Below are 12546 nucleotides of genomic sequence, written 5' to 3' on the forward strand. Positions count from 1 at the left end.
GGCCCGGCTTCGGACAGCCGCGTGTCGTCGGTGTGGCCTGTCGAAAAATCCGTTTGGTTAAAAAGAGGTCCCAATCATCATGGGTGACACCGCTGGATTCAGCATGACCATCGATGGCAAAGCCGCGCCCACGCTGGCCGGCTTTGATGTACTCAACCCCGCAACGGAACGCGTCATTGCCGCAGCACCCGACGCGACCCCGGCGCAGTTGGACGAGGCCGTTGCCAGCGCGCGGCGCGCCGCGCCGGCCTGGGCCGGCTTGCCGCTGCAGGCGCGGCAGCAATATGTTGTCAGGATCGGCGAGACCATTACCGCCAACCTGGAGGAACTGGCGCAACTGTTGACGCGGGAGCAGGGCAAGCCCCTTGCCCAAGCGCGGCAGGAGGTGCAAAAAGCGGCGTTCTGGTGCACGGAGATGGCCTGGCTCGAACTCCCGGTGGAGACGGTCAGCGAGTCTGCCACCGAGCAGGTTCGTGTCCTGCGCGTGCCGCTCGGCGTCGTTGGCGGCATCGTGCCCTGGAACTTCCCGCTGGCACTCGCCATGTGGAAGGTGGCGCCGGCCCTGCTTACCGGCAATACGATGGTGCTCAAGCCATCGCCATTCACGCCACTGACGACGCTGAAGTTGGGCGAACTGCTGCGCGATGTCCTGCCGGCTGGCGTGCTCAATGTCATCAGTGGCGGCGATGCCCTTGGGCCGTCGATGTCGGCCCACCCCGGCATCGACAAGCTGAGCTTTACGGGCTCTACCCAGACCGGCCGCGCAGTGATGGCCTCAGCGGCGGTCAACCTGAAACGGCTGACGCTGGAGCTGGGCGGCAATGACGCCGCCATTGTCCTGTCCGATGCCGATGTCGAGGCCATCGCGCCTGCGATCTTCTGGGGCGCGTTTGCCAACAACGCGCAGTACTGCCTGGCCATCAAGCGGCTGTATATCCATGAGGATGTCTACGACCGGCTGGCGCATGCCCTCGTCAAGCTGGCGCAGGAAACGCGCGTTGGCCCGGGTGACATGGAAGGCGTCCAGCTTGGCCCGGTGCAGAACCGCCGCCAGTTCGAGCGGCTGAAGGCGCTGCTGGAGGACACACGCAGTGCTGGCTATCGTATCCTCGCCGGCGGCGAAGTGGCGGACGGAAGCGGCTATTTCTTCCCTGTCACGCTGGTGGACAACCCGCCGGACAGCGCGCGCGTGGTCCGCGAAGAACCATTCGGCCCGATCCTTCCCTTGCTCAAGTTCCGCGACGTGGACGATGCCATCGCGCGCGCGAATGACAGCGAATACGGACTGGGAGGTTCGGTCTGGGGCCGCGACGCGGAGGCCGCCATGCAAGTCGCGTTGCGGCTCAACACCGGTACCGTCTGGGTCAACCAGATTCACACCCTTGGGCCCCGCAAGCCCATGGCCGGCCACAAGCAATCGGGCGTCGGCATCGAGAACGGTGTCGAAGGGCTGCTGGAATATACGGTGCCCAGGACGGTTTCGCTGAAGCGATCGCAATAAGCTGCTCGAACCTCACAAATCGTTGCTCACCCACATACGTACTTTCACCTAATGCTGCATTGCGACAATTCTTTTGCTACAATCAGGGAAAACCCCATAAGGGTAATCCCGAAAGGAAGGACGCCATGAACACCCAATCCGATATCAAGCTGACTGACCAACTCGAACGCGACCTGATCGACCGTGAACTCGGTACGCAAAGCCTGGGCTTCGCCCACGACGTGAAGCGCGCCATCGCCTTCGTCCAGAACGCGATCGAGCGCCTGCAGACCCAGGCCCGCAAGGCCAAGGTGGTCTACGCCAACGGCTAAAGTGTTGTTTGCAGCATAGTAGTTGCGGCCCGTTGCGGGCTGCGTTGTAGAACCGGCCATACGTGCGCCCGCCCGGGCAGACGCGGCCGGTTTTGTTTTGCCCGCGGCTTTTTGCGTGCTTTGTGAAGAACTTTCGCAAGGCTTGCCAGACCTTTTCGTTTGGCCGGGACCCGGCAGGGGGCTATCGTGGATGCCTTCGCAATACGCCTTCCCGACCATGCCCCCGCTTGTCCTGCTGTGCCTGCTGATCACCTATGTAGTCTGGGGCACGACCTACCTGGCGATCCGCTTTACGCTGGAGAGCTTTCCGCCGCTGTTCATGATGGGCACGCGCTTCCTGTGCGCGGGCTTGCTGCTGGCCGCCTGGCTGGCGTGGCGGGGCACGCCGATGCCGCCGTGGCGGCTGTTGCGCAACTGCGCGGTGCCGGCGCTGTTCCTGCTGGTGGGCGGCATGGGCTTGACCGCGATTGCCGAGCAGACGATTTCTTCCGGCGCCACCACGGTGATGATCGGGTCGATGCCGATCTTCGCGCTGATCTGGAGTGCCTGCTTCGGCAACCGGCCGAAATGGCATGAGTACGTGGCGATCGCGATTGGCAGCCTGGGCATCCTGGTGCTGACCGCGGGGGCGGAATTCCGCGTCAGTACCGGGGGCGTGGTGGCGCTGATGCTGGCCGTGGCGAGCTGGTCGTTCGGCTCGCAGCTGGCGCGCCGGCTGGAACTGCCCCAGGGCGCCGCGGCATTTGCCGCGGAGATGCTGATCGGCGGCGCGGTGTTGATGGTGCTGTCGGCGCTGCGGCAGGAGCCGTGGCCGGCATCGGTCAGCGCGCAGGCCGGATGGGCCTGGATCTACCTGGTAGTGGCGGGGTCGCTGGTGGCGTTCTCTGCCTATATGTACCTGGTGTCCACGGTCAGCCAGACGCTGTCGGCCAGCTATGTCTATGTGAACCCGCCGGTGGCGCTGGCGATGGGCGCGTGGCTGGGCGGCGAGCAGATCGCCCCGCAGACGCTGGGTGCGGTGATGCTGATCCTGGTGGCGCTGGCCGTGCTTAGCCTGGGCACGCTGCGGACGGCGCGGACTCAGGCGGCCTGATACTGCCGACTGCCACCGGGCAGATCAACTGCCCGACTGTTCCTGGATCCAGAGCGACAGCCGCACCTTGTAGGCCTGCTGGATATGCCGGCGCGCGATCTGCTCGGCCAGTGCCGGGTCGCGCTTTTCCAGCGCCTCGACCAGCGAGATGTGTTCTTCGTAGGAGCTGCGCGCGCGCCCCGGCACCGCCAGCGTGGTGCGTCCCAGCAGTGCCATCGACTCATGCAGCGAGCGCAGCGTCTTCAGCAGGTAGCGGTTGTGGGCGCAGCGGTGCAGGGTTTCGTGGAAGAGCCGGTTGTTCAGCGCGAGCCGGTCGGGATCGTCGGCGATGGCCAGGTCGCGCTCGACGATATCGCGCAGCAGCGAGATCTCCACGTCGGTGGCGTGGCGCGCGGCCAGCGCGGCGGCGGTGCCTTCCAGCACTTCGCGCATCACGTACAGCTCGCTGACCATGCTGGCGTCGAGCTGGGTGACCATCATGCCGCGGTTGGGCTCGTTGACGACCAGCCCTTCGGACTCCAGCCGCGACAGCGCTTCACGCACCGGCGTGCGCGACAGGCCCAGGGATTCGGCCAGTTCCACCTCGCGCAGCCGCGTGCCGGGGGACAGCTGGCCGGCCTGGATGGCGGCGCGCAGTTGCTGGTAGGCGCGCTCTGAGCGCGGGAGCGATGCGGCCTGGCCACTCTCGGCGGCGCCGGCGAACTCTTGAGAAATCATGTGAGGCTGGCTGATGCGGTTGGACTGTCGTAGCCAGCCATCATACCCGCTCGTGCGCGGCTGACATCACGGCGACGCAATATGGGGTAAAGGGGCCTGGCGCGCGGCCGTGCCGGGCGCTTCAGCCCGCCGGTGACTGGAACGGATGGTATTGATAGAGCCAGGTCTCGGACAGCGGCTTGCCGTTCATCCTCAGGAACAGGCGGATATCGACCGGCTGGTTGCCGTCGGCGGTCAGGTCGAACTGGGCACGCCAGTGGCCCGGCACGCCGTTGGGAACGGCCTCGGTGAAGACGTAGGAGAAGGTGCCGCGCGAGGCGGTCAGCACGGCCTCGGGTTTGACGCCGAAGGGCAGTTTTTCCAGCGGCGCGCCCTTGAACTCAACCATGAACTTGCGCACGCCCTTTGGCCGCGGCTGGCCCGGCTGGCCGCCATTGCCCAGGCGCGTGGCCACGCAGCGCGCCAGCGGCGAGGGGAAGGGCTCGTCGGCCTGCCAGTGCAGCCGGTAGCGCAGGCGGTAGGTGCTGCCGGCCTTGGCCGGGGCCTTGGGCACCCACATGGCGACGATGTTGTCGTGGATCTCGTCATCGGTGCGCAGCTCAACCAGCTGCACCGAACCGGCGCCCCAGCCGTCGCGCGGCTCGACCCACAGGCTCGGGCGGCGCTCATAGTTGACGCCGTCCTGGTAGTGGTCGAACAGGCGGTCGCGCTGCAGCAGCCCGAAGCCCTTGGGGTTGTCGTCGGAAAACGCCGAGGCCGTGGTCTGCGGCGGGTTGTTCAGCGGGCGCCAGATATGCTCGCCGGCGCCGTTCCACAGCGCCAGGCCGTCGGAGTCGTGCACCTCCGGGCGCCAGTCGACGGCGGTGCCCTTGATGCCTTCAGAGAACCAGAACATCGAGGTCAGCGGCGCCAGCCCCAGCCGGCCCACATCCTTGCGCAGGAACAGCGCGCATTCCACATCCATGATCACGGCCTTGCCACGCTGCATGACGAAGCGGTAGGCGCCGGCGATGCTGGGGCCATCCAGCAGGGCATAGACCGTGACGGTATCGCCGTTGCCCTCAGGCGTTTCGAACCAGAAATGGGTGAAGGCCGGGAATTCCTCGGACTTGCCGGCTTCGGCCACGTCGATGGCAACGCCGCGCGCGGACAGCCCATACTGGTACAGGTCGCCGATGGCGCGGAAATACGATGCCCCGAGGAAGGCAACCCAGTCGTTCTTGCGCCAGTCGCGCGTTTTCTGGTCGCCGAGGCGGCTTTCCTGGAAGCGGAAGCCGGCAAAGCCGCTGCCCGGCGGCAGCTTGTGCGCGGGGCTGTCGGCCGGCATGTCGAAGTAGGCGTCGTCGTAGACGATCTCGCGGGCCTTGGCGGGGCTGCCCTTGGCGCGCTCGATCACGTGCATGCGCACCGGCGTGCGGAAGTACGTGCCGAGGTGAAAGAAGGTAACCGGGAACTGCCCGGGGCCACTGGCAAAGAGCGCGTCGTCGGTGCGGAAGCGGATCTTGCCGTGGGCGTCGTAGTCGATGCGGGACAGCACGTCCGCGGGCGGCGACGGCGGCGGCGCGTAGGGCTTGCCGGCCAGCGCGCGGGCCCGTTCGATCAGGGCGTCGAAACCGAATGGCTGGGCCTCGCCGAGCTTGATCCGGCTGGCTGCCAGCACCGACGGGGTAATGCCCAGTGCGGCGAGCGCGGCGGAGGCAGTGGCGGAGACCAGCAGGGTTCGGCGGTTCATCATGTGGCGAGAGCGTCCTTTTATTGTCCGGGGGTTGTGCAGAACTGTAAGAGACGCCGCCGTCCGCGAAAAGTTCGGACACCCTCTGTTACAGGCAGCCGCCCGCAGCCTGACTGCAAGCGGCCGCCGCCGCACATCAGTGCGCCTGCCCGCCGGCCCGGCGCCGCTGGCGCCGTTGCCGCGCCAGCATATTCAGCCCCTCGACCGCGGCCGAGAACGCCATCGCCGTATAGATATAGCCCTTGGGCACATGGGTGCCGAGGCCCTCCGCGACCAGTGTCATGCCGATCATCATCAGGAAGGCCAGCGCCAGCATCACGATGGTCGGGTTGCGGTTGATGAAGTTGGCCAGCGGTGTGGCCGCGAACAGCATCGCCATCACCGCGGCGATCACCGCCACGAACATGATCTGCACATGCTCGGTCATGCCGACCGCGGTAATGATGCTGTCGATCGAGAACACCAGGTCCAGCACCAGGATCTGGCCGATGGCCGAGGCAAAGCTCTGCACCGCCTTGGCCGTGCCGCCTTCCTCGGCTTCCTCGTCCGCCGAGACATGGTGGTGGATTTCGCGCGTGGCCTTCCAGACCAGGAAGGCGCCGCCCGCAATCAGGATGATGTCGCGCCACGACAGCCCCTGGCCCAGGATGGTGAACACCGGCTCGGTGAGCTTGACGATGAAGGCGATGGTGGCCAGCAGGCCCAGGCGCATCACCAGCGCCAGGCTGATGCCGATCTTGCGTGCCTTTTCGCGCATGGCTTCTGGCAGCTTGTTGGTCAGGATCGAGATGAAGATCAGGTTGTCGATCCCAAGCACGATTTCCATGGCCACCAGGGTGGCCAGCGCCGCCCACGCGGCGGGGTCCTGCAGCAATGCCAACGACGCTTCCATGAGGGCTCCGGGTGTCAGGTTGCAGGCTGGCGCCGGACGGTGGTCCGCCCGGGGCACATGCAGGCGTCATGTTAGCGCAGCGCCGCTTGCACGCGCAGTGTGATCCGGAAAGATAAAGGTTGTTTGACGCGGTTGCCATGCGCCTCTATGGAATATAGTATGTGATATATCAAAGCATCTAAATCGGGCCATCAAGGAGACAGCAATGAAAGTGTGTATCTACGGTGCAGGCGCCATCGGCGGCTATGTCGGGGCGCAGCTGGCGCGCGCGGGGGCGGAGGTCAGCTTCGTCGCGCGCGGCCCCCATCTCGCGGCAATGCAGGAACATGGCGTCAAACTGCAGATCGACGGCGAGGAGCGTGTGGCCAAGGTGCGATGCACCAGCGACCCGCGCGAGCTCGGGCACCAGGACTATGTGTTCATCACCCTCAAGGCGCATTCCGTGCCGGGCGTGGTGGACCAGATGCAGCCGCTGCTGGGGCCGGAAACCGCGGTCGTCACCGGCGTCAACGGCATTCCGTACTGGTACTTCTACAAGCATGGCGGCGAGCTGGCCGGCAGCACGCTGGAAAGCGTCGATCCCGGCGGGCGCCAATGGAAGGGACTGGGGCCGGAGCGGGCGATCGGCTGCGTGGTATATCCCGCGGCCGAGATCGTTGCGCCCGGCGTGATCAAGCATGTCTACGGCAAGAAGTTTCCGCTGGGCGAGCCGGATGGCAGCCGCTCCGCGCGCGTGACCCGGCTGAGCGAAATGATGATGGCCGCCGACCTGGACGCCCCGGTGCGCGACAACATCCGCGACGAGATCTGGCTCAAGCTGTGGGGCAACCTGTGCTTCAACCCGATCAGCGCGCTCACGCATGCCACGCTCGACGTCATCACCGCCGACCCGGCCACGCGGGCGCTGTCGCGCCAGATGATGGTGGAGGCGCAGGGCATCGCCGAGCGCTTCGGGGTGAAGTTCCGCGTCGACGTGGAGCGGCGCATCGACGGCGCCGGTGCGGTGGGCGCGCACAAGACCTCGATGCTGCAGGACCTGGAGGCCGGGCGGGCCATGGAAATCGACCCGCTGCTGACCGTGGTGCAGGAAATGGGACGCCTGGTCGCGCAGCCCACGCCGATGTGCGACGCCGTGCTGGGGCTGATCAAGCAGCGCGACACGATGGCCAAGCTGGCTGCCTGAGCGCGGCTGGAAACAGGGGATACCGCCGGGTCAGGTATCCCCTGGCGCACGCCAGGCGCGCCAAGATGGCGTGCGCCGGGCTTGCGAAGCGAGAAAGGCAGGGCGATAGTGATATACCATATACGACAGACCGCGCACCGCTACTGTGCCGATGCATGACAACAACGCATTGTTTGATGCGTTTTCGTAATGGGTCAGGCGTTTTTGCTAAGCTGTGCGGCAATGCGGGGGTAGCCATTCCGGCCACCCTGCCGCTGGTCTCACACGAGCTCATTCATGTCTGCGCAAAGCCAATCCATCGTCCAGCCCAACGGGCTGGCCTTGTCCGTGCAACCGATCAACGCCGGCGCAAGCCTGCGCGACCAGGCCTACGCCATGTTGCGCCAGGCCATCGCCGACGCTGACATCTACCAGTCGCGCGACGAGATCCGCCTCGATGAGCGGGTGCTGAGCGAGGCCATGGGTGTCAGCCGCACGCCCATCCGCGAAGCCATGACGCTGCTGGAGCAGGAAGGCTTCCTGCGCACCGTGCCCCGGCGCGGCATCTACATCATGCGCAAGACCAAGCGCGAGATCGTGGAGATGATCCAGATGTGGGCCGCGCTGGAAAGCATGGCGGCGCGGCTGGCCACGGAGAACGCCACCGATGCCGAGATCGCCCAGCTGCGCAGCATGTTCGACAGCTTCCGCGATTCCACCCCGGCCGAGCATATCGAAGAGTATTCCGACGCCAATATCGCGTTCCACCAGGCGATCGTGCAGCTGTCCAAGTCGCACATCATCATGGACACGATCCGCAATATCTTTATCCACGTGCGCGCGATCCGGAAGATGACGATCTCGCAGAGCGACCGGGCGGCACGCTCCATCGTGGACCACCTGCGCATCATCGAGGCGCTTGAGAAGCGCGATACCGAGCTGGCCGAGCGCCTGGTGCGGCAGCATTCGCTGGACCTGGCTGACTACGTGGAACGGCACTGCGACTTCCTCGACTGAAGGCGTGCGGGGCAGGGCGGCAAAACGGCGGACCTGGGTCCGCCGTTTTGCTTTTGTGCGTTTCCGGATGGCGGGCGAGCGTTTCGCGCTATGGTATGTGATATATCAATGCGAAAAAATCCTGGCTGATTGATTCGGGATTTCCCTGGGTTTCCCACTTCCGACAGGCGAAACCGGCCGATTGCTGCATTGCATCGTCGAAATTTGTGTAGCACCGGGCAAACTCCTCTTGCTCTCTTATGATATATCACATACCGTATGTCATCAAGAGGCCGGAACGGACCCAAGTGAGTACGCGCCGAGCACCAGGAATCAGACCATATACAAGTGAAACCATCGCCCGAGGAGACATCCGAAATGGAAACCAAGGCACTGCAAGGCGTTCGCATCCTGGACATGACCCACGTCCAGGCGGGCCCCTCGGCCACGCAGCTGATGGCGTGGCTGGGCGCGGACGTGATCAAGGTGGAAATGCCCGGCCGCGGGGACATTACCCGCAGCCAGCTGCGCGACGTGCCCAATGCCGACAGCCTGTACTTCACCATGCTCAACAGCAACAAGCGCAGCCTGACGCTGAACATGAAGACGCCCGAAGGCAAGGCGCTGCTCGAAGACCTGGTCCAGCGCTGCGACGTGCTGATCGAGAACTTCGGGCCGGGCGTGCTGGAGCGCGCCGGCTTTGACTGGGACCACCTGCAGGACCTGAACCCGCGGCTGGTCTATGCCTCGATCAAGGGCTTCGGCCCGGGGCCGTACGCGGACTGCAAGGCGTATGAGAACGTGGCCCAGTGCATGGGCGGGTCGGCCTCCACCACGGGCGATGCCGAGGGCGTGCCCACCGTCACCGGCGCGCAGATCGGTGATTCAGGCACGGGCGTGCATTGCGTGGTCGGCATCCTAGCCGCGCTGCTGCAGCGCGAGCACACCGGCCGCGGCCAGCGCGTGGAAGTGGCGATGCAGGACGCGGTGCTGAACCTGTGCCGCGTCAAGCTGCGCGACCAGCAGCGCCTGTCCAACGGCCCGCTGCGCGAGTACCCCAACGAAGAGTTTGGCGACCACGTGCCGCGCGCCGGCAATGCCTCGGGCGGCGGCCAGCCGGGCGCGGCGCTGCGCTGCGCGCCGGGCGGCCCCAACGACTATGTCTACGTCATCATCCAGCCGCAGGGCTGGGAGCCGCTGATGCGCCTGTGCGGGCGCGAGGACCTGATCACCAATCCGGACTACGCCACGCCCGAGGCACGCCTCAAACACCTGACCGACTGCTTCGCCGTGATCGAGAAATGGACCGGCGGCCGCAGCAAGTTCGACGTGATGGCGGCGCTCAACGAGGTCGATGTGCCGTGCGGCCCGATCCTGTCGATGAAAGACCTGATCGAGGACGAGTCGCTGTACCAGCGCGGCTACCTGAAGGAGCTGGAGCACCCGCAGCGCGGCAGCTACGTGCAGCTGGGCTGCCCGATCACGCTCTCGGCGTCGCCGGTGGAGATCGAGCGCTCGCCGCTGCTGGGCGAGCATACCGAAGAGATCCTCGAGTGGCTGGGGCGCTCGCCCGCGCAGATCGCCGCGATGAAGCTGGCCGGCGCGGTATGACGCAAGCCTGACGTCATTCCCGCCTGTGCGGGAATGACGATTCCGGGCGCGAGCCGCCCGCGATCCCATTTCTTCCAAGATCCTGCAACCGACATCCGAGCAGGCAGGGTCTCCCTTTGCCTGCGCAAGGAGCATGCTGTGCAAACCTGGATACGATTTCGCCGCGCCGACGGCAGCATCGGCCATGGCCGCATCGACGAAGCCGATGGCAACCGTGTCATCGAATATGACGGCGACGGTTTCAACGACCCCGCCCCCACGGGGGCCGTGCATGACCGCGCGTTGCTGACGCTGCTCGCGCCCTGTGCGCCGGGCAAGGTGGTGGCGCTGTGGAACAACTTCCATGCGCTCGCGCGCAAGCTGGAAAAGCCTGTGCCCACGCATCCGCTGTTCCTGCTCAAGCCGGCCTCGTCGCTGGCCGGGCCGGGCGATGCCGTGCTGCGCCCCAAGAGCTACGACGGCAAGATCGTCTATGAGGGCGAGCTGGGCATCGTGATCGGCAGCAAGGCGCGCAATGTGTCGGTGGCCGAGGCCGGCGCGCATATCTTCGGCTACACCGTCGTCAACGACGTGACCGCGGCCGAGCTGATCACAGCCGACCCCAACTTCCCGCAGTGGACGCGCGCCAAGGGCTTCGACACCTTCGGCTGCATCGGCCCGGCCATTGTCTGCAGCTTCAACTGGAAAGCCGCCAGCGTCATCACGCGGCTCGATGGCGTGGAGCGGCAGAACTACCCGCTGTCGGACATGATCTTCTCGCCCGAGGAACAGGTCAGCCGGATCTCGCAGGACCTGACGCTGATGCCCGGCGACGTGATTGCGTGCGGCACCTCGATCGGCGTGGGGTCGATGAAGGACGGTGCGGTGGTCGAGGTGGCGATCGCGGGCATCGGCTCGCTGGTCAACCACGTGCGCGGCTGAGCCGGCGCCCGATTCCTTCCATAAAACGGTGAATGCCATGCCAATGACGATCGGTGTGCCACGCGAAGTCCACCCGGGCGAGCGGCGCGTTGCCGCCACGCCCGACTCGGTCAGGGAACTGCTCAAGCTGGGCTACCAGGTGGTGGTGGAGACCGGCGCCGGCCAGGAAGCGTCGTTCTCCGACGCTGACTACAGTGCCGCCGGTGCGGCCATTGTCGACGCGGCCAGCCTGTGGGCCTCGGTCGATGTAGTGATCAAGGTGCGCCCGCCGCAGGTCCATCCCAGCCTGGGCGTGGAAGAGGCGGCGCTGCTGAAGAAGCATGCCACGCTGATCGGCTTTGTCTGGCCGGCGCAGCAGATGGCGATGCTGGAGCGGCTGACGCAGCGCGGCGCAACCGTGCTGGCGATGGACTGCGTGCCGCGCATCTCGCGCGCGCAGAAGCTGGACGCGCTCAGCTCGATGGCCAATATGGCGGGCTACCGCGCGGTGATCGAAGCCGCGCATGCGTTTGGCCGGCCCTTTGCCGGGCAGATCACGGCCGCGGGCAAGATCCCGCCGGCGCGCGTGCTGGTGATCGGCGCGGGCGTGGCGGGGCTGGCGGCCATCGGCGCGGCGCGCAGCCTGGGGGCGGTGGTGCGCGCCTTCGATACGCGGCCGGTGGTGCGCCAGCAGATCGAAAGCCTGGGCGCCGAGTTCCTGACCGTCGAGATCGAAGAGGACGGCAGCGGCAGCGGCGGCTATGCCAAGGAGATGAGCCCGGCCTTTATCGAAGCCGAGATGCGTCTCTTTGCCGAACAGGCGCGCGAGGTCGACATCATCATCACCACCGCGCTGATTCCGGGCAGGCCCGCGCCCAAGCTGCTTGAGGCCGGCACGGTGGGCCTGATGCGCGCCGGCAGCGTGGTGGTCGACCTGGCCGCTGAGCAGGGCGGCAACTGCGTGCTGACCGTGCCGGGCGAAGCGGTGCGCCAGCACGGCGTGACCATCATCGGCTACACCGACCTGCCCAGCCGCATGGCCGCGCAGGCCAGCCAGCTCTATGGCACCAATATCCGCCACCTGCTGACGGAGCTGACGCCGGGCAAGGACGGCCAGCTCGTGGTCGACATGGACGACGAGATGATCCGCGGCGCCACGGTGCTGCACCAGGGCACGGTGACCTGGCCGCCGCCGCCACTGACGGTGGCGATCCCGCAGCAGCAGGCGCCGGCCGCGATGCCGCCGCTGCAGGCCGAGGCCGAGCCGCCGCGCAGCCGCACCGGCGCGACGCTGCTCGCGCTGGTCATCGCGGTGGCTGCGTTGCTGGGCCTGGGCGCGGTCGCGCCGCCGGCTTTCATGGCGCATTTCACCGTGTTCGTGCTGGCGATCTTTGTCGGCTACCAGGTGGTGTGGAACGTCACCGCCGCGCTGCATACGCCGCTGATGAGCGTGACCAATGCCATCAGCGGGATCATCGTGGTGGGGGCGCTGGTGCAACTGGGCAAGCCGTCGCTGGTGACGGCGGTGATTGCCGGCAGCGCGGTGCTGCTGGCCACCATCAATATCGCCGGCGGCTTCCTGGTGACGCAGCGCATGCTCAAGATGTTCCAGCGGGACTAGAGGGGGGAGA

11 protein-coding genes are annotated in these 12546 nt (G+C 66.3%); 8 read left to right on the top strand and 3 right to left on the bottom strand.

The annotated features are described in order from the left end of the window. The first annotated feature begins 79 nt into the window (after nucleotides 1-79). The 3 genes from AC3WL8_RS08090 to yedA all read left to right on the top strand — a co-directional run bounded on the left by AC3WL8_RS08090 (nucleotide 80) and on the right by yedA (nucleotide 2905). Entirely contained in the window at nucleotides 80-1501 is a 1422-nt protein-coding gene (locus AC3WL8_RS08090; protein ID WP_492378128.1) for an aldehyde dehydrogenase family protein, read from the top strand. 125 nt (nucleotides 1502-1626) lie between these two features. Beyond that, the gene (locus tag AC3WL8_RS08095) at nucleotides 1627-1812 is read left to right on the top strand and encodes a hypothetical protein (protein ID WP_492378129.1); all 186 of its coding nucleotides are present in this window, start codon (nucleotides 1627-1629) and stop codon (nucleotides 1810-1812) included. 217 nt (nucleotides 1813-2029) lie between these two features. Beyond that, a complete protein-coding gene (yedA, locus tag AC3WL8_RS08100; protein ID WP_492378142.1) occupies nucleotides 2030-2905 on the top strand; it encodes a drug/metabolite exporter YedA in 876 nt (291 codons plus the stop codon). 24 nt (nucleotides 2906-2929) lie between these two features. Here the strand turns inward: yedA and AC3WL8_RS08105 are convergent, their stop codons facing one another. From AC3WL8_RS08105 to AC3WL8_RS08115, 3 genes are all read right to left on the bottom strand, one after another. Further along, nucleotides 2930-3622, bottom strand: a complete 693-nt coding sequence (locus AC3WL8_RS08105; RefSeq protein WP_013953340.1) for a GntR family transcriptional regulator — start codon at nucleotides 3620-3622, stop codon at nucleotides 2930-2932. A gap of 121 nt (nucleotides 3623-3743) precedes the next feature. Then, nucleotides 3744-5357, bottom strand: a complete 1614-nt coding sequence (locus tag AC3WL8_RS08110) for an OpgD/OpgG family glucan biosynthesis protein (protein WP_013953339.1) — start codon at nucleotides 5355-5357, stop codon at nucleotides 3744-3746. Between the two features lie 133 nt (nucleotides 5358-5490). Continuing rightward, nucleotides 5491-6246: a TerC family protein gene (locus tag AC3WL8_RS08115; protein WP_013953338.1), complete on the bottom strand. Its 756-nt coding sequence runs from the start codon at nucleotides 6244-6246 to the stop codon at nucleotides 5491-5493. A 205-nt stretch (nucleotides 6247-6451) separates the two neighbouring features. Between AC3WL8_RS08115 and AC3WL8_RS08120 the strand changes: the two genes are divergently transcribed. From AC3WL8_RS08120 to AC3WL8_RS08140, 5 genes are all read left to right on the top strand, one after another. Next, nucleotides 6452-7429, top strand: coding sequence for a 2-dehydropantoate 2-reductase (locus AC3WL8_RS08120; protein WP_013953337.1), 978 nt, complete (start codon nucleotides 6452-6454; stop codon nucleotides 7427-7429). Nucleotides 7430-7705: 276 nt separating this feature from the next. Continuing rightward, a complete protein-coding gene (locus tag AC3WL8_RS08125) occupies nucleotides 7706-8425 on the top strand; it encodes a GntR family transcriptional regulator (protein WP_011617427.1) in 720 nt (239 codons plus the stop codon). A 357-nt stretch (nucleotides 8426-8782) separates the two neighbouring features. Further along, on the top strand, nucleotides 8783-10015 hold the full coding sequence (gene frc, locus AC3WL8_RS08130; protein ID WP_153953438.1) for a formyl-CoA transferase: 1233 nt from the start codon (nucleotides 8783-8785) through the stop codon (nucleotides 10013-10015). Nucleotides 10016-10153: 138 nt separating this feature from the next. Then, nucleotides 10154-10936, top strand: coding sequence for a fumarylacetoacetate hydrolase family protein (locus AC3WL8_RS08135; RefSeq protein ID WP_211981718.1), 783 nt, complete (start codon nucleotides 10154-10156; stop codon nucleotides 10934-10936). Nucleotides 10937-10973: 37 nt separating this feature from the next. Continuing rightward, nucleotides 10974-12536: a Re/Si-specific NAD(P)(+) transhydrogenase subunit alpha gene (locus tag AC3WL8_RS08140; RefSeq protein WP_153953439.1), complete on the top strand. Its 1563-nt coding sequence runs from the start codon at nucleotides 10974-10976 to the stop codon at nucleotides 12534-12536. Nucleotides 12537-12546 lie beyond the last annotated feature (10 nt).

This window comes from Cupriavidus sp. FW305-F7 (assembly GCF_058782875.1).

Coding starts and splice junctions, on each gene's coding strand:
- AC3WL8_RS08120 (WP_013953337.1), top strand. CDS start 6,452: ATGAAAGTGTGTATCTACGGTGCAGGCGCCATCGGCGGCTATGTCGGG.
- frc (WP_153953438.1), top strand. CDS start 8,783: ATGGAAACCAAGGCACTGCAAGGCGTTCGCATCCTGGACATGACCCAC.
- AC3WL8_RS08110 (WP_013953339.1), bottom strand. CDS start 5,357: ATGATGAACCGCCGAACCCTGCTGGTCTCCGCCACTGCCTCCGCCGCG.
- yedA (WP_492378142.1), top strand. CDS start 2,030: ATGCCCCCGCTTGTCCTGCTGTGCCTGCTGATCACCTATGTAGTCTGG.
- AC3WL8_RS08095 (WP_492378129.1), top strand. CDS start 1,627: ATGAACACCCAATCCGATATCAAGCTGACTGACCAACTCGAACGCGAC.
- AC3WL8_RS08140 (WP_153953439.1), top strand. CDS start 10,974: ATGCCAATGACGATCGGTGTGCCACGCGAAGTCCACCCGGGCGAGCGG.
- AC3WL8_RS08090 (WP_492378128.1), top strand. CDS start 80: ATGGGTGACACCGCTGGATTCAGCATGACCATCGATGGCAAAGCCGCG.
- AC3WL8_RS08125 (WP_011617427.1), top strand. CDS start 7,706: ATGTCTGCGCAAAGCCAATCCATCGTCCAGCCCAACGGGCTGGCCTTG.
- AC3WL8_RS08115 (WP_013953338.1), bottom strand. CDS start 6,246: ATGGAAGCGTCGTTGGCATTGCTGCAGGACCCCGCCGCGTGGGCGGCG.
- AC3WL8_RS08105 (WP_013953340.1), bottom strand. CDS start 3,622: ATGATTTCTCAAGAGTTCGCCGGCGCCGCCGAGAGTGGCCAGGCCGCA.